Origin of the sequence: Vibrio tapetis subsp. tapetis (assembly GCF_900233005.1) — a bacterium.
Classification (GTDB): Bacteria; Pseudomonadota; Gammaproteobacteria; order Enterobacterales; family Vibrionaceae; genus Vibrio; species Vibrio tapetis.
In genome coordinates, this window is record NZ_LT960611.1 from 2,037,123 (window position 1) to 2,062,194 (window position 25,072).

At 43.9% G+C, this 25,072-nt stretch carries 15 protein-coding genes, 1 other RNA gene and 2 pseudogenes; 6 read left to right on the forward strand and 12 right to left on the reverse strand.

Features of this window, described 5'->3' with window-relative positions:
• Positions 1-22 precede the first annotated feature (22 nt).
• The 3 genes from hsdR to VTAP4600_RS09100 all read right to left on the reverse strand — a co-directional run bounded on the left by hsdR (position 23) and on the right by VTAP4600_RS09100 (position 4,574).
• A complete protein-coding gene (gene hsdR / locus VTAP4600_RS09090) occupies positions 23-2,473 on the reverse strand; it encodes an EcoAI/FtnUII family type I restriction enzme subunit R (RefSeq protein WP_102522508.1) in 2,451 nt (816 codons plus the stop codon).
• A 152-nt stretch (positions 2,474-2,625) separates the two neighbouring features.
• Positions 2,626-4,005, reverse strand: a complete 1,380-nt coding sequence (locus VTAP4600_RS09095; protein ID WP_102522509.1) for a DEAD/DEAH box helicase — start codon at positions 4,003-4,005, stop codon at positions 2,626-2,628.
• Positions 3,999-4,574, reverse strand: coding sequence for a VspR family transcription factor (locus VTAP4600_RS09100; RefSeq protein ID WP_102522510.1), 576 nt, complete (start codon positions 4,572-4,574; stop codon positions 3,999-4,001). The genes VTAP4600_RS09095 and VTAP4600_RS09100 overlap by 7 nt, the downstream gene beginning before the upstream one ends.
• Positions 4,575-4,675: 101 nt before the next feature.
• On the opposite strand from VTAP4600_RS09100, the gene VTAP4600_RS09105 reads away from it, so the two are divergent.
• A complete protein-coding gene (locus VTAP4600_RS09105; RefSeq protein ID WP_102522511.1) occupies positions 4,676-4,981 on the forward strand; it encodes a helix-turn-helix domain-containing protein in 306 nt (101 codons plus the stop codon).
• An 8-nt stretch (positions 4,982-4,989) separates the two neighbouring features.
• Here VTAP4600_RS09105 and VTAP4600_RS09110 read toward each other — a convergent pair whose 3' ends face one another.
• The 6 genes and pseudogenes from VTAP4600_RS09110 to VTAP4600_RS09140 form a co-directional block, all read right to left on the reverse strand.
• Entirely contained in the window at positions 4,990-6,063 is a 1,074-nt protein-coding gene (locus VTAP4600_RS09110; RefSeq protein WP_102522512.1) for a TniB family NTP-binding protein, read from the reverse strand.
• Positions 6,063-7,946, reverse strand: a pseudogene (locus VTAP4600_RS09115) (Mu transposase C-terminal domain-containing protein). The gene VTAP4600_RS09110 and the pseudogene VTAP4600_RS09115 overlap by 1 nt, the downstream one beginning before the upstream one ends.
• A gap of 2 nt (positions 7,947-7,948) precedes the next feature.
• Positions 7,949-8,572 (reverse strand): TnsA endonuclease N-terminal domain-containing protein, encoded by a 624-nt coding sequence (locus VTAP4600_RS09120; RefSeq protein ID WP_102522513.1) that lies wholly within the window; start codon positions 8,570-8,572, stop codon positions 7,949-7,951.
• Positions 8,573-8,692: 120 nt separating this feature from the next.
• An RNA gene (ffs, locus tag VTAP4600_RS09125) (signal recognition particle sRNA small type) lies at positions 8,693-8,789 on the reverse strand.
• Positions 8,790-8,914: 125 nt separating this feature from the next.
• Positions 8,915-10,866, reverse strand: a pseudogene (locus VTAP4600_RS09130) (diguanylate cyclase).
• A 159-nt stretch (positions 10,867-11,025) separates the two neighbouring features.
• Positions 11,026-11,769 carry a VP0952 family biofilm-associated protein gene (locus tag VTAP4600_RS09140; protein ID WP_102522516.1) on the reverse strand — a complete coding sequence of 248 codons (744 nt, stop codon included), beginning with the start codon at positions 11,767-11,769 and terminating at the stop codon, positions 11,026-11,028.
• Between the two features lie 42 nt (positions 11,770-11,811).
• Between VTAP4600_RS09140 and VTAP4600_RS09145 the strand changes: the two genes are divergently transcribed.
• Positions 11,812-12,114: an MGMT family protein gene (locus tag VTAP4600_RS09145; RefSeq protein WP_102522517.1), complete on the forward strand. Its 303-nt coding sequence runs from the start codon at positions 11,812-11,814 to the stop codon at positions 12,112-12,114.
• 29 nt (positions 12,115-12,143) lie between these two features.
• On the opposite strand, the gene VTAP4600_RS09150 is transcribed toward VTAP4600_RS09145, so the two are convergent.
• Positions 12,144-12,584 (reverse strand): YbaY family lipoprotein, encoded by a 441-nt coding sequence (locus VTAP4600_RS09150; protein ID WP_102522518.1) that lies wholly within the window; start codon positions 12,582-12,584, stop codon positions 12,144-12,146.
• A 103-nt stretch (positions 12,585-12,687) separates the two neighbouring features.
• On the opposite strand from VTAP4600_RS09150, the gene tesB reads away from it, so the two are divergent.
• Positions 12,688-13,548, forward strand: coding sequence for an acyl-CoA thioesterase II (gene tesB / locus VTAP4600_RS09155; protein ID WP_102522519.1), 861 nt, complete (start codon positions 12,688-12,690; stop codon positions 13,546-13,548).
• Positions 13,549-13,652: 104 nt separating this feature from the next.
• Here the strand turns inward: tesB and VTAP4600_RS09160 are convergent, their stop codons facing one another.
• Positions 13,653-16,706, reverse strand: coding sequence for a hypothetical protein (locus VTAP4600_RS09160; protein ID WP_102522520.1), 3,054 nt, complete (start codon positions 16,704-16,706; stop codon positions 13,653-13,655).
• Positions 16,707-17,032: 326 nt separating this feature from the next.
• The gene (locus VTAP4600_RS09165) at positions 17,033-17,500 is read right to left on the reverse strand and encodes an Lrp/AsnC family transcriptional regulator (RefSeq protein WP_102522521.1); all 468 of its coding nucleotides are present in this window, start codon (positions 17,498-17,500) and stop codon (positions 17,033-17,035) included.
• 299 nt (positions 17,501-17,799) lie between these two features.
• On the opposite strand from VTAP4600_RS09165, the gene VTAP4600_RS09170 reads away from it, so the two are divergent.
• The 3 genes from VTAP4600_RS09170 to VTAP4600_RS09185 all read left to right on the forward strand — a co-directional run bounded on the left by VTAP4600_RS09170 (position 17,800) and on the right by VTAP4600_RS09185 (position 25,052).
• On the forward strand, positions 17,800-19,098 hold the full coding sequence (locus VTAP4600_RS09170; RefSeq protein ID WP_102522522.1) for an L-cysteine desulfidase family protein: 1,299 nt from the start codon (positions 17,800-17,802) through the stop codon (positions 19,096-19,098).
• 683 nt (positions 19,099-19,781) lie between these two features.
• On the forward strand, positions 19,782-21,041 hold the full coding sequence (locus tag VTAP4600_RS09180; protein WP_102523948.1) for an SLC5/6 family protein: 1,260 nt from the start codon (positions 19,782-19,784) through the stop codon (positions 21,039-21,041).
• A 201-nt stretch (positions 21,042-21,242) separates the two neighbouring features.
• Positions 21,243-25,052, forward strand: coding sequence for a hypothetical protein (locus VTAP4600_RS09185; protein WP_102522524.1), 3,810 nt, complete (start codon positions 21,243-21,245; stop codon positions 25,050-25,052).
• Positions 25,053-25,072: the final 20 nt, after the last annotated feature.

Below are 25,072 nucleotides of genomic sequence, written 5' to 3' on the forward strand. Positions count from 1 at the left end.
ATTTCAATTAGTTCAACAATCATTATGCAGACTGATAAATTGCCGCTTCCAACTCGTGTACAGCCTCTAGATATTGAGGCTTACCACCAAACCCTTTCTTAATGATCTCCAGCGGTCTTCCCATCTCATCAAAAGGTTTTACTTTAAGTACGTGGATATTTTCAATTTCCTGCACACCTTCATCTGCATATTTATCAAGTAAGTTGATTAACACCTGCCGCGCAGTGTCGCCATATTTGGTGAAGTAGTTACGCTTCTTCACGTTGTCTGCACGTTCTTTACGCGTAAGAGCAGGCTGATCATAAACCACATGGCAAATCATATCGAATGGGTCCATATCTTTACCCACTTCATCTTCAAGTGCTTCCCATAAAATGCCTGCTTCGGCCAACTCATCTATGATGACTTGCTTTCGATCTGAGTCATTCCAGCGTTTGGTAAACTCATCCATAGAGGCAAACTGCTTCACCATGGTTTTACGGGTGTAATCTTTGAAAGACTCTGTGACTAGCTTGCCATCTAAATCATAGTATTGAACACGCTCGGCCAATGCTTTCACTGCCACACCATTTACGTGAAATTTACGCACTCGGTTTTCATCATCCCAATCATCATTTCCTGCTGCGCCACCTTCCGATGACCCGCCAAAATCATCACCATAAGTCGGCTCTGGCTCTTGGATTGAATCAGGATCGATATCTTCATCACCAAATGGGTTATCGGTGTCAACATCGTCAACACCATCGATGATGTCATCTAAGTCCTCATCATCTTCAAACTGTTCTGGTGTGGTGACTTTCACGCGCTCTGGCGTGCCGTCAAAACGTTCATCTGCGAACAGTTCTGTGGCTTTTTTGAAATCTAGAATCGTAAACCAAAGCTTGCCGTATTTATCGTCTATTCGTGTACCACGGCCAATAACCTGCTTGAACTTGGTCATCGATTGAATGCCTTGGTCAAGCACAACAAGTTTACAGGTTTTGGCATCTACCCCCGTGCTCATTAGCTCTGATGTTGTCGCTATGACTGGGTATTTCTTTTTCGGGTTTATGAAGTTATCAAGCTGGGCTTTGCCTATTTCATCATCACCTGTGATCTTCATAACGTACTTTTCATTTTTCTTAACTTGATCAGGGTTCAAGTTAACCAGTGCTCGGCGCATTCTTTCTGCATGATCAATGTCATTACAAAAGACAATGGTCTTTGACATTGGATCGGTACGCTTTAAATAGTTTGTGATGGTTTGAGCAACAAGCTCGGTACGCTCATCTATTACCATAGTGCGATCAAAGTCTTTCTGGTTATAGATACGGTCTTCTATCACTTCACCATGTTTATCGACTTGCCCTTTGGTTGGCCGCCAACCTTGGACGTCGACATCAATATCCACACGCACGACTTTGTAGGGGGCTAAAAAGCCATCCTCGATACCTTCTTTTAGGGAGTAGGTATAAACAGGGTCACCAAAGTATTCAATGTTCGATACTTCATCGGTTTCTTTAGGGGTTGCAGTTAAACCCACTTGAGTCGCAGACTTAAAGTACTCTAGAATCTCGCGCCATGCGCTGTCTTCTGATGCACTGCCACGGTGGCATTCGTCAATGACAATTAAGTCGAAAAAGTTGGGATCTACTTGCTTGTAGGCTTTTTGATGTTCTTCAGGCCCAGTGAGTGCTTGGTACAATGCAAGATGAACTTCAAAAGCAGGGTCGACGGTTCGCCCTGTAATCTTAGTCATCGCTGAGCCAAATGGCTGAAAGTCATTAGTTTTGGTTTGATCGACCAATATGTTGCGATCAGCTAAAAACAGAATTCGCTTTTTAGCTTTCGCTTTCCATAATCGCCAAATGATCTGAAATGCGGTGTAAGTTTTGCCTGTGCCCGTTGCCATCACCAGTAGAATTCGGTCTTGACCTGCAGCTACCGCTTCAACGGTTTTGTTTATCGCTTGTAACTGATAATAACGCGGAGATTTGCCACTGCCATCATCATGATAATCTTGGGTGATCACGGGTAGATGTTCGGTTTTGTAGCCTTTCCAAACGCAGTATTTGTCCCAGAGTTGCTCTGGAGTAGGAAAGTCTTCTAAACGAATTTCAGTTTCTAGTTGAGCTTCGTTGGTTAGATCTCGGAAAATAAACCCATCACCATTTGAAGCAAAAACAAATGGCACTTCAAGCAAGTTCGCATAGTCCATGCCTTGCTGCATGCCTTTACCAACTTCGTGTTTGTTAGCTTTGGCTTCGACCACAGCTAAGGGCATGCTTGGCTTATGGTAGAGCACAATGTCGGCTGATTTTACTTTCTTACGAGCGGCAGCTTGCCCACGAACGATGACTTTACCATCACGCAATTTTACTTCTTGGCGAATTTGCGTCATATCATCCCAGCCTGCATCTTTGATCGCAGGGAGAATAAATTTTGTGATGATGTCGGTTTCGGTTAGTTTTGCTTTGTTAATGTTCGCAACCATACTGCAGGCTCAAGGAAATCGAATAGGTAGTCAGTATATAACAAAGTTCATATTATGCCGAGAGTGTTACCTTTACCATCATAGGGTTACTGCGTATTCGCAGTCACATTCTCTCAATTTAATGGACGATACCACTACACTATTTATCTTATCTATATAAATGCCGATATCACTCTTTGCCTGAATTGACCTAAGCGCAGTTCATCACAAGACGACATTAAATTTATGGTGCTTTCGCTTGATGGCATCATTGAATCATCCCAGTTAACTAAGTGCCGTTGAGTCAAAGTCGATAGACTTCTTTCTGTATTATCTAGTAATCCTCGTTCGTTAATTGGGAAAGTATTTTGCTTATCAAAGTCCTGTTTTATATATAGACATGTATCAGGAATATCTTGTTCAATCCGTTCAGAGAATCCAATAAGGCTCTCTTCTGCGAAGGTGAACAACCATGCTTCTTGATTTGGTGAGTCGTTTACTCTCAATATTCGCCCTAAGACTTGTCTAAAATACAACTCGGTTTTAACCGCGCTCATGTGACAGCATACCTGCAGCCGAGGGATGTCTGTTCCTTCACTGATCATTCCTACGCTCACAATCCACTGCGTGTCGCCATGCCGAAAGGCTTCTATCTCTTCAAGTGGGGATTCATGATGGTAGGTAACAATGCACGCCGATTGACCAAACTTTTGTATCAGCATCGCTTGGATGGATTTGGCGTGCTTTACCGAAGCAGCTACAACAAGGCCGCCAGCCTGTGGGGATTGCCGACGAATATGCTCGAGTTTATTACAACCTGATTGCAACAAATAACTCATGGCATCTTCATTATGAATTACCGTTTGATATGAGATGTCTGACTTTTGAATTAAGTCGAGTATTGACGAGAATGACAGCCTTTCGCCACCTTCGGTAATGCTAAGGTGTTCGTTATCAACCAAGGCAATTTTCGGGGCTCGGCAAACTAACTCTTCAATGGCTTGCTTTAAGCCATACTGAAAATCGCACACCAATTGACCGTCAGGATCTGTGTACTCCGCCATTGCAATAGGAACGGAATCTGAGCGCCACGGGGTTCCAGAAAGCGCTAACGTATATTTAGCTAAGCCTTGAATTTTGGTAAGCACTTGCTCACCCCAAACATTAGATCCGCCATGTTCATCGCTTGCGCAATGGTGGATTTCATCAAAGACAGCAAACACTCGGTATTTTTCGACAGTTCTCCAAAAGTCATCATCCATAAAGCGGATGGTTTGATAGGTGTATGAAACGCCAAGTGAGCCCAGCCCACCATTAAATGAACAGCCAAGCTTCCAAGCAAAGGTTTTCTTAATCCCTTCTGCTACGGTAAGTGAAGGAGAAAAACACAAAATTAAATCAACTTTGTCTTGCTCAATTAATCGCTTTGCAAGCTCCGCAGCCATCACTGTTTTGCCAGCACCAGGTGTCGCTTGGCAAAAAAAATGTGACTGATCATAGCTATATTTCTTCAATGCTGCTTCAACACACTGAGATTGCCAGAGCCTTAACATGAGCTCACCATCGTACCCGATGTTTTGAGAGCTTTAGACAGCGCATTAATTTTGCCAAGTAACCTTGCGGATCGTTCTTTTGCCTCCGAAAATAACGGCAAGAAAGCATCGCGATTATTGGGGAAGCGTTTAATAAGAGATTGATATTCTTCCACTTCACCAAGGATGATCGCCAGCTCCCCCTCATGTTGGCTTTTCTCTTTCAGCAACACTGTAAACTCGAATGAGTGCAATTCAGTTGATTGTGAAACTTTATGTTCTTTGCTTTTGGGAGCATGAGTAACAGAGGTACTGGCACTCTTTGCAACTCGAGGAGTACAGGTCATTTGAAGAAACAAATCTGTTTTTTGGTATCTTTTATTGCGAGCAGAACCATTAGCAACGAGCCAGCCTTTACGTTCAAATGAAAGTATTTGCCTATAAACATACTTTCTTGCTTCATCTAGATCGGTATGTTCTTTTGCTACCAACATAAGAGCATCTCGCGCTTCAGTAACTAAAAAGTCATCCATCTCTTTTTCTATCAATAGGTTAAACATGTAGGCGTTGATTTTTTTTGATTGCTTCATTTGAACATTTACACAGCTAAAAACTTAGGATTGCTAAGTATACAAAAATCAGTAAAACTTAGACAATCTAAGTTATCAAAAGGTTGAAAAGAAATGTGTAAGTGCAAAAAAACAACCCAATCCCAGAGAGGCTCAAAGCAGCTCGTAAAAAAGCCTGTATCACCCAAAAAGATCTAGGGGTGAAAATTGGTATGGAGCAAAGCTCTGCAAGTGGCCGAATGAACCACTACGAAAAGGGCCGACATGTGCCAGATATAGGCACGCTTGAACGTATGGCCGATGAGTTAAATGTGCCACTGAATTACTTCTTCTGTAAAAGTGATTTAAGCGCAGAACTGGCGTGTGCGATTGATAAGATGAGTGATGAGGAGAAAGCTGCATTACTGAAATCGTTAGCTTCTAAGTAGACGCGGCTTTACGCTTTCAACCCACCTATGCTTAGCAGTAAATTCAACGGTATTGCATCGCTGAATCGCGGTGGGAGTATTTTATCTTCCGCTGATATAGCAGATGTGTTGTATGTAGAGCTGGCTTCTAATTGATGTACCTTCAGCGAGCTAAGGTTGCAGGTAAATGGATTATCCAAATAAGGAAACTTAAAGGCAAAAGTTCTCTCTAGCACCCCACTATCGATCGTCTCTCTACCTTCTTTAAAACTTATTAACATTGCATCTTTTAAGAAATGCTTGAGTTTCCGACATTCCCCATTACACACTGAAAAAAGTGGGTAAAGTACGTCATTTGAAGTTAATCTCGGCGCTTTTTGATAGCCCATTCTTTTTGAAAGTCCCGCTACAAACTGGGCAAAGTGTTTCTTCTGATCTGGGTCAACGTCATACTGCGCACTTGTTGTTTTCGTCGCTTTTGTTATCTTCAGCAACTTGAAATAATTAAGCCCCCGACGCCAACTCAAACGAGAATTCCATTGCGGTTCTTCTGCCAATACATTGGCATAAGGCAATCCAACGAGCACAAAAGACACACCAGCCTCTTCACTGATATACTTAAACGTATTTGCTATGGCTTGCCTTTCCTCGGCTGTTGAAAACTCAACTAGCTCTTGAACTTCATTGACAATAATAAGTTCGACCGACTTCCTCTTTAAATGTCTTACCACACTCTCTCCTAACGCGATTTCGTTGCGTCTACGAGTTGAACGCCCGCCGGATTTAGAATTTAGATCAACCAAGAACTTATTCAGCGTGTTTTGCTCATTTACTCGGCTCGGAATTCGAGTACTTAACACGGTTTGAGTTGACCAACTTGAACTTGAACTTGATTCGAAACGCTTAAGGTAGTTATTAATCAGAGCTGTTTTTCCGCTTCCCGTTTCACCTGTTAGCAAAAACGATTCGGGCTCTCCCCCTAGAGACTGATTAAAACGAAGCTGATCAAATATTGAATAGATCTCTGTTATTTCAGGGTATTCAATAAAGCTGGTCTCGTATTCCATAAGCTGTTTTCGCTGTTGGGAAGTAACATTGAACATCAGTAACCCTCGATATCATCTAGGTCTTCATCATTTGTCGATAGGGCGTGACTTAGTATTTGTTGCTCTGTTGGCTGGTCATTACTCGGCTTACTCGCAACAATCGACGTTGGGCCATTGCTACCTACATCTCTGAACTTGGCTAACTTGGAAGTATTTCCAGTTTTAGATGGGGCCTGCTTCTTGTTTCGAGACCGACTCAATCGCTCTGTTTCACCTTCAATACGGCTTTCAATATACAAGTGAGTCTCAGCTAACGCCTCTTCATTTTTTAGCTCTCGCGTATTCAACCTTCGTACCTTTTGAATTCGTTCGTGCTCAAATAGCGAAAGTCCTTTCGTATAGCCGCTATTGTCTACCGCTGGAACTTTGATATATCGTTTTTCTGGTTCCAAAAAAACGTAGATTGAACTGATATCTGATGGGTCTGTTTTTGTTTTAACAAATAATTTGCCGTCTGATTTAACAGGGGCATATTTTCGATACTCTATAAGCTCGTCAGATTGATAGTGTAGGTTATGAAGACGAATACCTGAAATCCCTATCGTGCGCTCCTTCAAAAGCCCTAATTCAGTTCGTAAAGCCAAAATTTCATCATCATGATAAGCATTAGGTCGCCACTTTGACTCGTGCCACTTATGATATGGAATTGCACGTTCTCTAGCATCTGGGGACATATGGTAGTAATCAACTACCCATTTATGCAGCAATTCTAGAAATACTGACACCCGAACAACCGATTCTTTTTTTGGGTCATAGTCCTTTAGCTGAGTAGGATTAGTGAATGTTTTACCTGGTAAAGAGTTGGTCAATCCTTTGTTCAATTGATCGAACAACTTTTCTATACCCGTCTTTCTCCACGGTTTTGCCGCTTGGCTATATTGGATATCGGTCACAAATGGCCTTAGGGAATCTTCTAAACTGTCTGTCCAGAACTCAGCACCGTTATCAACAACTAGGTAATCAATTTTCCCATGACATGGCCAATCATTCTTTATGGATGGGTAGCTATCTTTTAACCAGCTTTTATCTAACAAGGTATTGAGTAATGCCTTTCGTACAGAGTCAAAACTAGGGTCTCTAAAGTTCACGCTTAACCCAACGACGCATTTGCTAAACCGATCATAGAGCATGGTTAAGTAAGGCCGTCCTAACGGTACATCCAACTCATCGTCAATCAATATAACGGGAAGTGGTGTATGATCTATTTCGACATATTCCATTGGTTTTGTCGCTGCAATTTGCTGCCCTACAGAACGAAACTCTCTATCTGCATATCGCTTTCCATACCGGGCAACGGCCACTTCATAAGGAGGTAATGAATTGACACGATCATAAAAGGTTCGTTCACTAATAGGATCAATTTCCCCTTCAACGATGGTCTGATTGATTGTTATTACTCGACTTTTGTAATATCGAAATGCCTCTGCGATGCTTAAACGCTCTTTAGTCAGGTACTTTTTTTCAATCGCCTCATCAACCAATACCTGAGAATCTGAAGATTTATTTCTGTTACCTTTTTATGCATGCTTTGGGATAAGTGATTTGATATCTCTACCTGATTCAAAATAGAGTTTTTTCCAACCAGCCAATACTCGCCAGCTTGGTGGTTTTAGGCTTAGTGTTTGCTCTACAGTACCTAAAATTGGGATTAGATTCTTTTCTGTCCAGCCACCCTCAAGTCGTTTCTCTACAAAATTAATCACTTTGATACGACGGAGAGTTTCCTTTTGTACTTCTGAAGGGAAAGTGTCCAAAGAAGGAGGATTGATGTCATTTTCATCAAATACATCTTCAGGAATTTGAAGCTGATCAGCCGCTTCTTCTTCAGAAGCAGCCATTTCGTCAAAAAGGCCAAAGAATTCTTCAAATTCATTTGCCATTCCTAGCACCAAACATAGCTATTAAGACCAAAGTCGTTATTTCTTAAGTCTGTTTTGATCCTACCAGAAGAGAGCCAACACAAGGAATGAATGAGAGTCTCGTGCTCTGGTAAGCCGAAGTACTGCGAAACTTCAAACAACTGCACTTTTTGTTTGCTTTGAATGAATTGCAAAACACTTTTTTGTACTTGTGTCACCGTGTGAAGACCTGAATACCGATGCAGGAGCTTCAAGTTATTGAATATTGGATTTATTCTTATCTGCTTTTCAGTCACTAAGATAAGTCGTTTTCCATGTTCTTCTAAAGCCGTACGCTGTTTTTCTGCGAATCGTGCTCTAAAGTCTGGTTTTAGAATTTGGCTTGAGTGCTTCACTTCAACAAAAGAAGATTGTTCTTTTTGGTCGCAGACCAAGAAATCGGGAGTGTAACGACACTTACGGCCATTGAAATGATAGTGATAACCGTATGGTTGGGAAGTGTATTCTTTTACGTCTGGGTTATATTCGAGATGGAAACAGAAATCAAATTCTAAAACAGAGAGGGTTCGTACGACAGCATCGTTTTTCAAGCTCATGAACTTGCAGATGTTGTGAACGTGGGAAGATTTTTTGGTTTGGTCGAACATAGTGCGCATCACATTTGTTGTAAACCTACAACAAAAAATAGACTATGCTGACTTATAGTGCAAATTTGCTAACTTCTTTGCAATTTATGCTAAGTTATTTTGCAAACATCAAATGGGTGGAAGCCCCAGCCACATCCCGGCACACAAGTCACACGCTGCGGCTGCTCCCTTCCAGGCCTGACCGAGTTCACATGCTATTGTTGCGGGAGGACCAGGGCCTCCATAGATTCTTTGTCTTTGCGAGCATCTCGCTAAAGAGTGAGGTGATTATCAGCCATCCCCTGCCCCTTTGCAAGCCCAAAACTCTCGAAATTAAGGGTTTTGAGTTCAACTGCTTAACTATTATTCACTTTTACTCTCTTGCTTAGCAGTATACATGGCATGATCGGCTTGCTTAAGCACATCATTAAGGCTTTGGCTCTCTTTACTCGCTTTAGATACACCGATAGCAACGACAATAGAATGCTTATTGCCAGAGTGCAACACACTAAAGCTCTCTAACTTTCTCACCATAGATTGCACAACAAATTCGTCACCGCTACCCACCAAAACAAACTCATCACCGCCAATTCGATAGCCATTACCGTCCCAGAACTTCATGACAATTCTAGCTAACTTTTTCAACACGGCATCGCCCGCTTCATGGCCAAACAAATCATTTATCTCTTTAAAATTATTCACATCTAAGTAAATCACCCGTTGATCCGCTTTAATGCCTCTTCGATATTTCGCGTATAAAGCTCGACGGTTTTTCAGCCCGGTCAGGTTGTCTGTTTGTGATTGAATGTGAAGAAAATAAGCGACCGATACCATGAACGCCAACACAATAACAAACAAGATTTGAGTACGATGAGAGAATTTTTTCTGTAAGCCTAGCGTTGTGCGCCAGTCTGGTTTTTTATCATAGTCATTGATGATGGCCTTGGTGTCTAGCATGGTAATAGCACGAGAAAACAGTGGCGCCAATTTGCTGCCCAGGTCATTTTTTACAAAGCCAATGGCGATATCTGAACGATAAAAGCTCCCTATAGACTTAGCCTGAGTAATCGGCAGCATTTCAGACGAGCTGAGTATCGAGTTCAAGGCTGAGGAGTCCATGGCTGCATAATCTATGCTGTTGGCAACTAACGAGTCGATCAGCGCTTCTTCATCATCAAAATAGTGCAATGGTTTCTGTGGCAGTAACCGTGTTAACAGCTCATCAAAAATGGTGTCTCGCACGACGCCTATTCGTTCCGAGATCAACTCAGATACGTGATGATACACCCCTACTTTGTAACCAAGCCTCTTAACCACCATAGATTCAGGATAATAGTATGGCTCTGAAAAATAGACATAGTGACTACGTTGGGCCGAGATAGTCATTGGAGCAAGTACATCAATCTTTTGATCGATTAGATCTTGCTTCATACTTTCCCAAGTTTCATCAGCCTCACTCACTACTTCGCACTCTATGCTCAGTATTTTGCAGGACTGCAACAAAATATCGGCCGTTATTCCGACCACATCGCCATTACTTTTATAGCGAACGTATGGATAAGCGTCATCTAACTTGATGCGAAGCGGTCGATCCACGTTTAAGTCACTTTGAAAGACGGATTTTTGCAGTGATTTTCGACGGATCTCAAACTGATATTGGCTAATGCTTCGCCTTAGATGTTTTTGAATACCTTCTGAATGAATATAATCAACAAACTGCGCCAATATATCCTCATGCTTACCTTTAGGACGAATAATCGAAACTGGCTTTATAGACAAGAAATCATTGAGCAACTGTGCGTCCAGCCCCGCTAACAGCATTGGTTTGAGCTGATTGATTGCGTCAACAACACCATCCACTTCTCCGCTTTCCAATAAGGCGATGGCCTTGCTATAGCCTTGCTATAGCCTTGATATTCTACGGTTTCAATTTCAGGGTAATGTTCTTCGATCAGTTGGGAATAAATGGTATCTTTCGGTACGCCAATCGTCTTTAGATCGCCCAAGGCGATTTCGCTGTAACTATAGAGATAGGTGTATTCGATATTGGTTGGTTTGGAGTAATCGAACCGCCTTTCACGCTCGACGGTATAGGTGACATTAGCAGCAAAGTCACTCTCACCTTTTTCAACGGAATCGAGAATGGCATCGAAACTGGGGTAATCTCGATAAACAATGCTGACGGGAAACTCTTTCTCGATAGCACGAAAAAGAACTCGGGAAACCACATCATCAGCCTCGACGGCTACCACATATGTTGGACGCAACTGATCATTACCTGCTGCTGTTGGGAAGATCCACCCAAACAAAAGCAAGCAAATTAATGCTCGTGTTAAAGCCACTGACTGACCTCTATCTTTATAGAATACCGCACTCTAATGGTGCAATTTATCCTTTTATTATGGCCTATTTTATTAAACTGTACACTATGCTAAAACGTTCATTTAGCCCATTTTGGAATGAGAACTAGACTTTTACCGTTCGTTTTCATCCTGATCGTTACTTCGCAGCACAAAGTCGGTAGCCCACGCTGTGCCAAGAAAGAAAATCCAAACAACAAAAACAGGGTTAGGTACGTCGATTTCAGGCATCGCAACGATGGCTGCGAACCCAACCGTCGGCAGTGTCCAGCACAGTAATTTACTCCACTTAAATTGGCGAATTTTAGCCATTGTTTCAGCCGAGGCGATGATGCCGACAATACACAAGGCAATCAGTGCTGCGTGTGTCCAACCTGAGATCCACAGAGCTAAAATGAGTGCAAGTGACCACCAGCTATGCTGTGAAGAGGGTTTCCAGTGACGCGCAGCAAACCAGGCCACCATCACCGACAGAATTTGCACTAACGTCACCAACCAGTTTCCTTCAATTTTCCCTTCCGCTTGTGTCACCATGATCCCCAGTTCCATCGTGCAAATGACGGCTGCGCTGGTAATGAGGACGTAAATGCTGCTTCGCTTAGAGAACGTCACCATCAGCAAGGGAAATAGAATCCAAACACTTAAAGACAACGCGATGGGCTGATGGGGCAGCGTAAACCCATAGACCGTCATTGAGCCCAACAATAAAAAACCAGCAACGCCACTTTGTGGCAATATCCATAAAGCTGGAATGATCAATGCGAGCACGGGAACATCGCCACCACTCACACTTAATGTGCGCGCACATACGATGGCTAACAAAGTAGTGATGACAAACTGTACAATTGAAACTACCATTGCGTCTCCTCTCTCTTCCTTGGACGAATAGACCTTTTCAGTATGGATCAGTTTCTAGTACAAATCTTTGCAGTAATTCACCAAATTCCATCAGGAAAGGTAACAACGTACGGAAAAATAGCGCAATTATCTGGATATCCCGGCTATGCACGCCACGTTGGTAAAGCCTTAGGCAACCTACCTGAGGGATCAAAACTCCCATGGCATCGAGTCATTAATAGCCAAGGAAAAATTTCATTGAAAGGCGATGATTTAGAAAGGCAGAGAGCTTCTCTTTTGAAAGAAGGCATCAAGGTGACACCGGCTGGACGTGTTTCTTTAAAAAAATATCAGTGGCAACCTTAGTCACCACCGACACTTGAATGTTTTGCTACTCAGTTGCTGCTAACGCCCACCAATCTTAGGTTTGCGTTGTCTGTTTTGCTTTCATCAGTTAATACCGGGTAAATGGTGTCTGAGATGAAACGTAACTTACCATTCACTTCAATGCGTGCGCTAATCGTGTAACGGTGGTTCTCTATAATTTGGCTCGGATCATAGTCGATTTGAAACGCAAATGGAGACTGAAACCCTTGAGATTCAAATTCTGTTTCCGCAATGACTACCGACGGTGCGTCAGCCAAAGAAATATCTTCCAATTTCACGGTGATCACCGCATCTTCCGGCAATGCAATTCGCTCACGATAAGACACCATGCCAATCACTGTCGCGTATTCTACTTGCTGTTCTACTTTTGGCTCTTCTTTCGTGGATTGACAGCCCACTAGCGCAAAACCAAGTATCGCAGGTAATAACATCCATGATTTATTCTTCATTCTACTTCGCCACTTATTTTGAGATATGTGCCAGAGTATATTCATGCCTTGTGTTTTGTCTCTATCCAAGGTATTAATTTGACATAAACATGACGGAGGTACGATGAGCAAACCACTTAATGAATTGCTGGAACTATTGCAGCTTGAACAGCTAGAAAAAGGGCTGTTTAGAGGGCAAAGTGAAAACTTAGGGCTTCCACAAGTCTACGGAGGTCAAGTCATTGGACAGGCGCTCTCGGCAGCTCGCTATACCGTTGAAAGCGATCGAACGGTGCACTCGTTCCACAGCTACTTTCTTCACCCTGGTGATCCTGAAAGGCCGATTATCTATGACGTAGAAAATCTTCGTGATGGCCGCAGTTTGAGTACTCGCCGTGTTAAAGCCATTCAAAATGGTCGACCTATTTTCTACCTTACCGCGTCTTATCACGGTGAAGCTGAAGGTCACGAGCATCAAAATGCCATGCCAAATGTCCCTGGGCCTGAAAACTTTGCATCGGAGTCAGAACTGGCAGCGAAGATTTCAGATTACTTGCCCGAGCAATTGCGCACTATTTTCTGTGGTGAAAAACCGATCCAAGTACGCCCTGTGACCGTCATCAATCCACTAAAACCTGAAAAAGCAGAGCCCACTCAGTATCTGTGGATTAAAGCCAATGGCGAAGTACCCGATAACCAGCTAATCCACCAATACTTGTTAGCGTACGCGTCAGATTGGGGGTTCTTAGTCACCGCCCTTCATCCACACGGCGTCACTCTGCTAACGCCTAAGTTTCAAGTGGCGACCATCGATCATTCTATGTGGTTCCACCGTCCGTTCAAGATGGACGAATGGTTGCTGTATTCTATCGAGAGCCCAACCGCAAGCAGTGGCCGAGGCTTAGTTCGAGGAGAGCTGTTCGCCCAAGATGGCACCATGGTTGCGTCGGCAGTTCAAGAAGGTGTGATGCGCTTTAATAACTAGCCTTTCCTTTCTGCAATGAAAAACCGGCGGCCTCAATAGGTCGCCGGTTGTCGTTTAACACACCAATGTTTGGCACTCAAATAAGTGGCTGCCTGTACGCGGAGTTAGTGACGGATTGTAAAGTTCAGTAGCGACCATTCGTAAATCCTAGAGGCCTTAGGCGATGTCTCACGGTACAAGCCGCCATCGGGAGTCTGAATAAACTTACGCGCGCCATAACGCATCACCGAAATCGGTTTTGTTGTTTTCCACACACCACCTTTAGGAATAATGTCATTTTCTGGCAAGCTATGAATGGTCATCGTTCTTGTGGTCGGCCCATTACTGCATAAACCATCGCTGTCGAACTTGATTGGAGCCGGCGCATCAAGGCAGCCATCATTACGAGTGACGTAGAAAAATGCGGGTGCGGCTTGAGTACGCTCGCTTCCCTCTAAGCTAAGCCTAACCTGAAGACGAACCCCTGGGCCATATCGCTTGATATCATCTTCGGTCGGCTGAACCACTTTTGCACCTTTAAACCATAAGCGGCTTTCTTGTAGGTTACTGGCCGTGCTGCCCAGTAAAGAAGCAACCGTCACTTTTCTATTGGATGCGGTAAATGCAGCTTCTCTATGCCAATCCGCTTCCGATGCCAAGGGCGGGTGTATGTACACCTTAAATCCCTGAGACGCCGCTAGGTAGTTATCGCTCTCTGCTTCGTAAACCGTGAATGTGTCCCGATCATTTTCCCCAGAAAGTGGCAGATTTCCGACCATGAACTCACCGGTCAACTTGTTGGTAACATGGGTCAGTTTGTTGTACGGATCAGACACAAACCGACGCTCTCCAATGGCTGGAGACTCAATATTGAATTTAAACAACTTACGAGGGTTAAAGTTAACCGAGTTGCGCCCTATTTTGATTTCTGGGTGCGCCGCTTTGTTGATGGTGCCGCGTGCCGAAAACTGCAACGGCGCGAAGTTGTCGGATTTGGCCGTCACATTCAACATAAAGTCTCCTGCTTTTTGAACGGCCACTTCACCGGTCGCAGGGTTGACTAAGGTGACAACATGGCGATATTGCTCAGGCAACTGGTAGCTCAGCGTCACAGGCTCTGGAGACAACACCGTTATGTCTCGTTCTTCGACGGGCATCAGCTTGGCGTTCTTTTTATACGTGATCGCCTGATAACTGACGCTCATTTTTAACGTCGCTTTATGAACGATAACGTCGTAACTGATGGTACTACTTTTAAAACCAGTGGTGCCAGAGTCGGTTGCGGTGATGCGCGTCTTGCCCGCTTTTAGCATCGTCATGTTGCCAGTGGTTTTATCAATCGACACGACCCCATCCGCTTCATGGCCCGCGGCGAAGGCGTAACTGAGTTTGCCCGTCACACCGTCTATTGGCAGTGGTGCAATGCTGTGACCGCCTGCTTTCCACGTGCTTTGAGCGCTGGTCGCCTCTCCCTTTAGGGTCAGTCGACTGCTGCCTGCCGCCACGTACAATTTGAATGATGCAGGCTCTGAGGCAAGGTAATTGCTATCACTTTTCGTTCTTACCGAAATACGGGTTTCACCGGCTTTTGCTACCGCTAATTTCGTTCCACTATAAGCGCTCGCAACCGAGGTTTCTTGAATCGAAGCCAGCTCGATGGGGCGTTCAAACTTCGGCAATTTTTCGGTTAATTCAATAAACAAGTTTTTTGCATAAACAACATTGACGCTCGATAACTCACGTAATGGCGCTGGCTTCGCTTTGTTCACCTGTACCTTGAAGGTTTTACGCAGTGATCGATAATTTGGCCCGCCATCATCGATGACAGTTAGCTCATAGTCCCCAGCTTTAGTGATTCGAAATTGCTTTAAGTCGGAGTTCCATACTGCGTTATCCTGAGAATACGCACTCAATGTCCCTTTTCGATCCGCAGGGTCTACCTTGAGCACAAGGGTCGGCGAATAGGTGAGGTACGCTTTAGGTAAGGTTAAACCCGGGTGAGCACTCGGCGAGACGGTAACGTCAATGCTCCGTGACCACGCAAGATATTTGTCGCCCTCTGGTATGGTTGAGGTAAGCTCAACCGCTCCAGCATTGATGATCTTAGGCAGTTGAGTCGCTTGGTCGATAACCAATACGTTCTGCCCTTCTGGCACAGAGTATTGAAGCCCAGATAACCCAATGCCCGACAGTTGAGGGTGAAACACCGATTCTGGTGCGTAATCCTTATAAATTTGGCCCGTCAGTAAGTTGGCTGGATTCGTGCCTTTCGCGATTGTTACATCAAAACTCACGGTTTCTGTTGGCTTACTAAAACCAGATGGATAGGTCACCGATACGTCAACTTTTGCGCTGCCCGCTTTTAAAACTGTGATAAAACCGGTTTTCTGATTCACTTCAATCACATCTTTGGCGCTATCGGCATTCAATGAAAAGGCCACGGATTGCGTGTTACTTCCGCTGAGCTTGTAGGCCTGAAGCGTCAATTGTTGGCGATAGGTTTCTTTCAAAGCCGCATACGAAAGCTCATTTGGATTAACCGCAGTAATCGTTACCGGCACCTCCACCGTTTTGGCGGCATACAACGCGTTGCCTTCATCGGTCACCAATACTTTGGCCTCACCGGGCTGGCCTTTAGATTTTATTGAGCCAAAGCCATCAACCGAGATAAGGTTCTCATACCCTTTGGCAACAACAACTTTACGGTTTCCTTTCGCACCCTGAATATCGAGTCGTTTTTCGGCATTGGTGCCTAAAGTGGTCAAATGCAATGGGCTGATCGTCAGCGCTTTGTTGTCGCCTTTTTTAATGGTCAAGGTAAATGCGTCTTTCGCAGTCTCGTAGCCAGATTTTATGTCTTCAACAGTGACCGTCACCACGCCTGCTTGGGTGATCAACAAGCCGTTGTCGTAGTGATCACTGGCGATGTGGCTCGCATCAACGCTCAGTGTTAGGCTACCAATCCTACCTTTAACGTCAGGGAAAAAACGTTGGCCGTACCCTGTAAATTCAATTTCAGCATCTTTAACAGAAATATTGGCTCTTTGAATGAGCTTAACCGAGGGGGTAATGACCGAGGGAGTCGATGCAGACGACCCACCGTCACCGCCGCCACAACCAGCAAGCGTCGCAGCCAAGAGGATTGGCGAAGAAATACGTAAGAAAGTTTGTTTATACATTTATATATACCGTTACAAATTGACACATTTGGTGAACGGCGAGAATGTAACACGTGTTTTACGCACGGCAATAGTAAGGTTTTGTAAGCCGAATGTAAGAATGTGTCGTCAAGGAAGAGTAAGCTACTTATGCACTACAGGTATCGATATTAAGCCCGTACATTAGGTGCATCTTATGCGGTTGAATTGGCGGAGCTTTGGTAGCGATAATAGAGAAGATGTACCAACTCTTCTCCATTAATCGCTTGAAAACATGAAATGGATTGGGTATTTTTTGCCACTTTTTCCATTCTCATTAATGAGATTTTTTTCACTTGATACATAAGCTACAGCGGTAAAACAGTGCTCGATTTCAACGACTCCATAGCAAAAGTAGACGTAACGTTAGTAATGCCATCAACTCGGTTAACGAGCTGCTTATAAAAGTTGTCGAACGCTTTCATGTCTTCGACCAACACGCGCATCATATAATCGTACTCTCCCGCCATGCGGTAGAATTCCATGACCTCTGGCAGTTCAACGACTGTTTCCACAAACTGCTGGTACCACTCATGAGAATGGTCACTGGTTTTCACCTGAACAAATGCGGTAAAGGATAAGCCTAGCTTCTCAGGATCAAGTAATGCGACCCGTCTTTTGATCACCCCTTCCTCTTCAAGCCTCTTTAATCGCTTCCAACAAGGTGTGGTCGTTAAGTTCACTTGCTCGGCAAGCTCACTTAAGGGCTGAGTGCAATCTTTTTGAAGCATCGTTAAGAGTTGGCTATCGACTTTATCTAGCTTTGTTTTATTCATATTGGTTAGAACTTAGAAATAATTGCAAAAAACAGCCCACATAATACATGAGCGGGAGGTGCTGAGTTTTTATAATGGAAAATAGAAGCACAAATTGTGATACAAGTAGCAAAGTGATTCACCACTAGCTACAGGGGAGAATAATTTACCACAAAAAGCACAAACAATAGAAAAAATTGAAATAACTTTCTTTCACTCTAATCGTATAGTTAACCCATAACAAAAAGACACCACAACTAACCAACTCGTTGTCTTTGATATTAATTAGCATTCATATTGAGCATGTAAAGGTAATTCAAATGAAAAAGCATCTTTGGGATTCATTCGTTTCTGTTGTAAAGCGTGAAGTTGTTCCGGCATTAGGTTGTACCGAGCCTGTGTCGGTTGCACTGGCTACCTCAATCGCTATCGAAAAACTCGGTATCAAAGATGTCACAGATAAGATTACGATCTGTGTTTCAGTTTCTCCAAATTTGATGAAAAATGGTATGGGTGTGGGCATTCCGGGAACAGGCATGGTTGGCCTACCTGTTGCTGCTGCTATCGGCGCGCTAGCCGGAGACCCAAGTGCAAAACTTGAGGTACTCAAAAATATCACCGCCAAAGACGTAGAAAACGCAAAAACCATGCTTGAACAAGAGCGTGTCACCGTCGGTGTTGCGGATGTTAGCCATCTTTTATACGCAAAAGTAACGGTTTTTTGTGAAGATAAAAACGTGTCCGTCACCATTGCCGACAGCCATACAGAAGTGGTGAGTATTGAAGAAAACGGCATAACAACATTCAGAGCGCAGAGCAGCGCCAAAGACAAGTCAGTCAAAACAACCTCACCATTTGAAGAAGCCGATGCAGAAGACGTCTTCGATTTTGCTATCAACGCACCATTGGCCGACATAGAGTTCATCGAACAAGCCTATACATTGAATAGTGCCCTTTCAGAGGAAGGGTTAACTCACGATTACGGGCTGCAAATTGGCGCAACGTTTAAACGCAATGAAGAACGCGGTTTACTCTCTGGTGGCCTGCTTACAGAAGTGCTTAAGCGCACCTCTGCCGCTTCGGATGCTCGTATGGATGGTGCAATGAAAGCCGCCATGAGTAACTCAGGCTCAGGTAACCAAGGCATTGCCGCGACCATGCCGGTGGTTGCGGTAGCGGATTTTCTTGAATCCGACAGAGAACACCTGATTCGAGCTTTAATGCTTTCTCACTTAATGGCGATATACATAAAAAGTCACCAAAATAAGCTCTCTGCTCTATGTGGTGTCACCACCGCTTCGATGGGCGCAGTTTCTGGAATGACGTGGTTACTGGGCGGAACATTCCAGCAAATCAGTGACGCCATTTGTAGCATGATCGGGGATATTTCAGGCATGATCTGTGATGGAGCAAAAACAGGCTGCGCGATGAAAGTATCTTCGTCAGCAGGAGCAGCAGTAAAAGCTTGCTTAATGGCTCTTGATGGAATTCGTGTGACTGGTAACGAAGGTATTGTTGCCAATGACGTGGAATCTTCTATTCAGAATTTAGCCGCACTCGCAAATGGGTCAATGACACAAACAGACGTTCAAATCTTGGATATCATGGTTAATAAATAAGCGTTAATTGACGATAAATGAGTATCCGATCGTCACATCCGCAAAGCTTGTAAGCCCGTCGCTTTTCATTCGAAATGGCTCACCTAGGTGAGCCATTTTCACTTCCATGAAAGCAACAAAAATGACAACACCCACCAAAAGATTCAACAATAAATCTAAAACAAAAAAACATGCCCAATTTACGCTAATCCTTTCGAATTCGTTTTACTTGTCCCTAGTCATTTTTTCTACCCCACCTATCCATTTCTTATATCTTAACAACGTTATCATTCGCTCAACTTTCAATTATGTGAAGTCGATAACACTTGTTTCACGCCTGTAACCACCAGAATAAAGCACCGTTATATGAGCAAGTTCAAATAAATTTGCACGATCAGAACATCTAAAAATGATTGAAATCAAGACCAAAAAAATCCCACTACAAACCACTCTAAATTTAAGGATTTTATTCTACTCAACGTACGATTCCTTAGTAAATATTAAAAACATTTTCTACGAAAGCAAGAGTATGCTCGAAGTCAAATCAATCGAACTTGCAACAATAATTGCATTACGTTCAATTAAGATTGATAAAAACATAAAAATAAAACCCTACACCTAAATGGAAATGAATCATGAGTGAAGTTATAAATGCGACACCATCGAGTAAAAATGCCAACCAGCCGTTGCATGTAAAAGCAAACATGTCGGAGAGTGAATGGAAAAAAGCCATCAAGTTCGACAGCGTTGATCTCGGTTGGATCGTAATGAGCATCGGTATGGCCATTGGTGCTGGTATTGTCTTCTTACCAGTACAAGTGGGCGTAATGGGCCTTTGGGTGTTTTTGCTTTCTTCTATTATTGGCTACCCAGCCATGTACCTTTTCCAAAAACTGTTCATCAACACATTAGCCGAATCGAAAAAATGTACTGATTACCCAGGTGTAATCACCGGTTACCTTGGTAAAAACTGGGGCGTAGCATTAGGCGTGCTTTATTTCCTCATGCTGGTAATTTGGGTATTGGTCTACTCACTTGCCGTTACGAATGACAGTGCTTCTTACCTGCATTCATTTGGTATTACAGAAGGTCACTTAAACGACAATGTTTTCTACGGTTTAGGGCTTATTTGTATCTTGGCCTTCATCGGTTCTAAAGGCGAAAAACTTCTGTTTAAACTTTCAGGTTTCATGGCGGTAACGGTACTTACGCTCGTGGCTATCATGGGGGTACTATTGATTGCCCGCTGGGATATGAATAACGTCCCAGAAATTGGCCAATTTGGCTCCATGCTAAAAGATGCGATTATCACTCTCCCCTTCACCCTAACCTCTATTCTGTTTATTCAGTCTTTGAGCCCAATGGTGATCTCTTACCGCTCTCACGAGAAATCAATTGAAGTCGCTCGCTACAAAGCCTCTCGTGCCATGAAGATTGCTTTCTCGATCTTGTTCGTTATCGTGTTCTTCTTTGCAGTCTCGTTTACTTTTGCTATCAGCCAAGAGCAAGCCGCTGAAGCGATGAACAAAAACATCTCTGCATTGGCTATTATTGCTCATTACTTCCCAGGCAGCTGGGCGACAGTCGCTGGTATCATTATTAATATCTTTGCTGTTGTGACCTCTTTCTTTGGTGTGTTCCTTGCGTTCCAAGAAGCGTGTAAAGGCCTAGCCATGAACGTTCTGATGCGTAAGTTTGATGAGTCTCAAATCAATAAAGCACTAGTGAACAAGCTGGTAACGGTGTTCATCATCTTACTGGCATGGTCTGCGATTGCATTAAACGCACCTATTTTATCCTTCACTTCCGTTTGTAGCCCTATCTTTGGCATGGTTGGCTGTTTGATCCCAGCATACCTTGTGCACAAAGTGCCGCATTTACACAAATATAAGGGCATGTCGACCAATCTCATTATTGTGACAGGCGTGCTTCTATGCATTTCTCCTTTATTAGCATTTATGTAATTTAAACAAAAACTTATTCAAACGGCTCGTAATGAGCCGTTTTTTTCTACCTAGAAAGTGCTATTGAGCAATCTCACAGTAATAACAATTCATCTACATTTTCATTTCATAAAATCCCGGCATCACTACAATCTAATTGAGGCTTTTCTTATGTTCACTTCATTTATATGACGGTGATTTCATTCTGTACAGGGACATACTATGAAACAAAAACAGTTGGTGATAGCGCTAGGCTTAACCTCCTCACTCGGCTTAGTCGGATGTGGCGGAGGCAGTGACGGCGATAGTGATAACAATGCAGCAGCAACCAAAACTTACAGCGTAAAAGCCATTGATGGTTATTTAAATGGCGCATTAGTTTGGTTGGATGTAAATGGAGACTTTCAAAATAATCCAGGCGAACCCACTGCAACCTCCACAGCCGGAGGGAATGCGAGCCTAGATGTAACGGGTATTGATAACCCAGAGCAATATTCCGTCATCGTTCGTGCCATCAAAGGTAAGACGATTGATGAAGATACAAATAAAGTCGTCGCGGCTGATTATGTAATGTCGGCACCAGCGGGCCAAACTCATGTAACTCCTCTTTCAACGCTGGTACATGTCGAACTAAAACGTGATACATCCACCAAGACGGATGCCGAAAAACAAGCAGATGCAGAGAAAAAAATTGCTGACCAGCTTGGCATTCCAGAAGATGATGTTCTGGGTGATTACATTGCAGATGACAAAGATGAAGCCGCGGTTGGTGCCAAAGCCCTCGTGACTTCTGGAACATTGCCAACGACCGCAGAAGAACTTAAAGATCAGTCAGATACAACTGATGATGGGGCTGGCGGTGATGCCGATACGTTACTATCGGACGCAGACACCATTAATACACTCATTAAAACAACCATTGCGACTAAAAAGTCAGAAGCAGGCGAAGGTGGCACAGCGGATTTATCAGCAATCATTGTCAGCCAAGATGGATCGGTTGATGAAGATACAGATAACGACGGAGTCGCGGATAAAGACGAAGATGAAGGTTTTGTTGGTAACTCGAACGAATGGTTCGATTTCGACAAAGATGGCACAGGTGATAATGAAGACACAGATGATGATGGTGATGGCACGTTAGACGAAGACGACGCCATGCCATATGACAAAGGCGAAACTAAAGACACAGACAACGACGGCATTGGTGATAACGCCGATACCGATGATGACAATGACACCCATAAAGATGATGCTGATGCCTTCCCAACCGATGGTAAAGAATGGCTTGATACCGATGGGGACAAAATCGGTAACAATGCTGATACCGACGATGACGGCGATGATGTTATCGATGGTGATGACGCCTTCCCTCTAGATAAAGATGAATCTGTCGATACCGATGGCGATAAAGTCGGTAACAATGCCGATACCGATGATGACGGGGACGATGTTCTCGATGGTGAGGATGCCTTCCCGCTAGACAAAGACGAGTCTATCGATACCGATAAAGATGGAACCGGTAATAACGCTGATACCGATGATGACGGCGATAACGTCCTCGACGGCGATGATGCATTCCCACTTGATAAAGATGAATCAGTAGACACTGATGGCGACAAAATTGGTAATAACGCTGATACCGACGATGATGGCGACGTCGTAAGCGATGACGATGATCTTGATCCTACCGATCCAGACATTGGCGCACCACAAACAGCCGCTCTCATTAGCTTCATGCAAGAAAGCACCACTTTATACGTGGGTAACACCGACAAAGAAAACGACAAAACCACAGGGGCACTGGAAGAGTTCACCCTCGCCAACAACATAGCAACCATCACAGGGAAATATTCCATTGGTAAAGATGGAACATTAACCGCCAAAAACAGTGCACAAGCCGCGTCCAATGTCGACACAAGCTTTGATCGCTTGATCCTCACCGACAATGGATGGGAGAAATCGAGTGAGAACTTTGAGTTGAAAATCGATGGTACTCAAGTTCAGCTATATCCTTCAGGCCAAAGCAGCCACAACTTCCAAGTTCAGGGCTCTGTTAAAGATCTCGCCAACCTCAATATCCACGATAATGCTGGTGAGTTAGAAAACATAGTCAAAGAAAGTGGTAATTACCCTGCTGGTGCAAAAGCCGCCATTGTCTCTTTGCTTACTCTTAATGAGAAATATGAACTTAAGAACGACAAAGTCTGGTTCTGGCATGGCTCTGGTAATACGGACGACGACGGCCAAAATGCAACCACGTTAACGGAGATCATCTCAGACCAGTCTGCCGGTGAAACTCCCGTCACCACCAGCATTAAAGGCATTTCTTTAGGCCATGATATTGGGGTGGAACTCGTGACTGGAGGTGTCGCGTACTTCTATACAATGAACTGGAATAATAGTACTGCCATGAGCGATTCAGGCTCAGGGACAACGAGCCAAGTTTCAGCTCGTGTAGGCTCCAGTACTTGGACCCAAGCGACGGTGAACAGTGAAGAAATATTAACCATTAATGTTCCTAAATCCGTTCAAGACACGTGGGGAGATAAGTACCGCGCTGGCGACACACCGATCGTTTCCGTTTATCAAAGTGCGTTGTACATAGGTAAATACATGGCAGCCAACAGCAGTGAAAGTGATAACTCCGCTCTGCTAATGAATGCCACTGCAAAAACGGCGCTATTGGGTTCTGTCGATATTCCTCTTTACAAATGTTCGAGTAAAGAACGAGAAGACAGCAACTTAACACTGGCCGACCTAGACAGTGCTATCGAATGGTGTGGATTAGCACAAGCGATTACCTCTGAAATGATCACAGGTAAGAACTTCAATCGTGTGAAAGGAAATGGCGACACTCGCGATTACACATTTAATAGCAACGGAACCGTTAAGGTGACGAAGAACAGTGACAGCAACGATACCTACACATGGAATTGGACCATAGCGGGTAACTACGTAAAACTGTACAACGTCGACGAAACCGATAATTCTCAGTGGTATTGGGCAATTACGGACATCAAAGACAACGGTTGGGCGATATTGACCTATGAAAATCACCAAACGACCGCATCAGATGATACAAACTTCGTTGCATTGTGGGCTTCCGTTGTTACGAACCAAGACATTGGCACACCAACAGCCTGTACCATTACCGAGAAAGAATCCGGTGCAACTTACGCTGATTTCTCTTCGGAGCTCGCTGCGTGTACCAATAAACCATCAATGACGGTAGATAAGGTCACCTCGATTTACCGCATAAGCGGCTCAAAAGAAACACGAGCTTACGTGCTTAACCCGAACGGAAACATGCTGTACTTCCGTAACGGTGTACCAAGAGAGATGACATGGGAAATGAACTCCGATGACATCATGGTTTGGAAAGAAAATGGCACTATTGTTGATTACCTACGCGTCATTAAAGACCTAGGCAGCACTTCAGATGTGGCCTTCTTTGCACCTGAAGAGAGTGAGGTTTGGGTTTCTACTCTGACCGATACCGAACCTTTTGGGAATGTACAAAACTGCAATACCGGTGATTCAGACTGGGATGACGCCAAAGATCGCCCAGTGGCTTTCACCACCTATGCGGCCTTCCAAACCTCATTTGATGGCTGTATAAATAGCAGCGTCAGAACCGCAACGTTTGTGGATAAGGAGCTACTCGATAGAACAATCACCTTCCAAACCACGGATGAGCGCCTGACGTTTAATCCAGATTATTCTGGTACGTTGAACGACATCAATGAAACCACGGGCGTGATTGAGTCTACTCATAGCTTTACGTGGAGCATTCATGATGCAGACCGCGGGATATTGAAATTCGTCCTTACTTATTCGGACGATAACAATCAAAGCCAATCCTTGAACCAATACTTAGCCATCACAAGTTCAAACGGCATCGAATTTGCGATCAAAGGATTCTGGGATCACACCGCATGGGAAACAGAAAGTGATTACACAACCGGCCAAGGTGAGATCTTCTCTCGCACCTATTCGCATCCGGACGCAAAATCAAAAATTGATGGCTTGTAATCTTTATTAAGATATCAGAC

What these genes read in the sequence shown, in the direction of transcription:
- VTAP4600_RS09150 (WP_102522518.1), bottom strand. Translation starts at nt 12,584, where the DNA reads ATGAAGAATAAATCATGGATGTTATTACCTGCGATACTTGGTTTTGCG.
- VTAP4600_RS09165 (WP_102522521.1), bottom strand. Translation starts at nt 17,500, where the DNA reads ATGAATAAAACAAAGCTAGATAAAGTCGATAGCCAACTCTTAACGATG.
- VTAP4600_RS09095 (WP_102522509.1), bottom strand. Translation starts at nt 4,005, where the DNA reads ATGTTAAGGCTCTGGCAATCTCAGTGTGTTGAAGCAGCATTGAAGAAA.
- VTAP4600_RS09140 (WP_102522516.1), bottom strand. Translation starts at nt 11,769, where the DNA reads ATGGTAGTTTCAATTGTACAGTTTGTCATCACTACTTTGTTAGCCATC.
- VTAP4600_RS09170 (WP_102522522.1), top strand. Translation starts at nt 17,800, where the DNA reads ATGAAAAAGCATCTTTGGGATTCATTCGTTTCTGTTGTAAAGCGTGAA.
- VTAP4600_RS09160 (WP_102522520.1), bottom strand. Translation starts at nt 16,706, where the DNA reads ATGTATAAACAAACTTTCTTACGTATTTCTTCGCCAATCCTCTTGGCT.
- hsdR (WP_102522508.1), bottom strand. Translation starts at nt 2,473, where the DNA reads ATGGTTGCGAACATTAACAAAGCAAAACTAACCGAAACCGACATCATC.
- VTAP4600_RS09180 (WP_102523948.1), top strand. Translation starts at nt 19,782, where the DNA reads ATGTCGGAGAGTGAATGGAAAAAAGCCATCAAGTTCGACAGCGTTGAT.
- VTAP4600_RS09145 (WP_102522517.1), top strand. Translation starts at nt 11,812, where the DNA reads ATGGATCAGTTTCTAGTACAAATCTTTGCAGTAATTCACCAAATTCCA.
- VTAP4600_RS09110 (WP_102522512.1), bottom strand. Translation starts at nt 6,063, where the DNA reads ATGTTCAATGTTACTTCCCAACAGCGAAAACAGCTTATGGAATACGAG.
- VTAP4600_RS09120 (WP_102522513.1), bottom strand. Translation starts at nt 8,572, where the DNA reads ATGTTCGACCAAACCAAAAAATCTTCCCACGTTCACAACATCTGCAAG.
- VTAP4600_RS09185 (WP_102522524.1), top strand. Translation starts at nt 21,243, where the DNA reads ATGAAACAAAAACAGTTGGTGATAGCGCTAGGCTTAACCTCCTCACTC.
- tesB (WP_102522519.1), top strand. Translation starts at nt 12,688, where the DNA reads ATGAGCAAACCACTTAATGAATTGCTGGAACTATTGCAGCTTGAACAG.
- VTAP4600_RS09100 (WP_102522510.1), bottom strand. Translation starts at nt 4,574, where the DNA reads ATGAAGCAATCAAAAAAAATCAACGCCTACATGTTTAACCTATTGATA.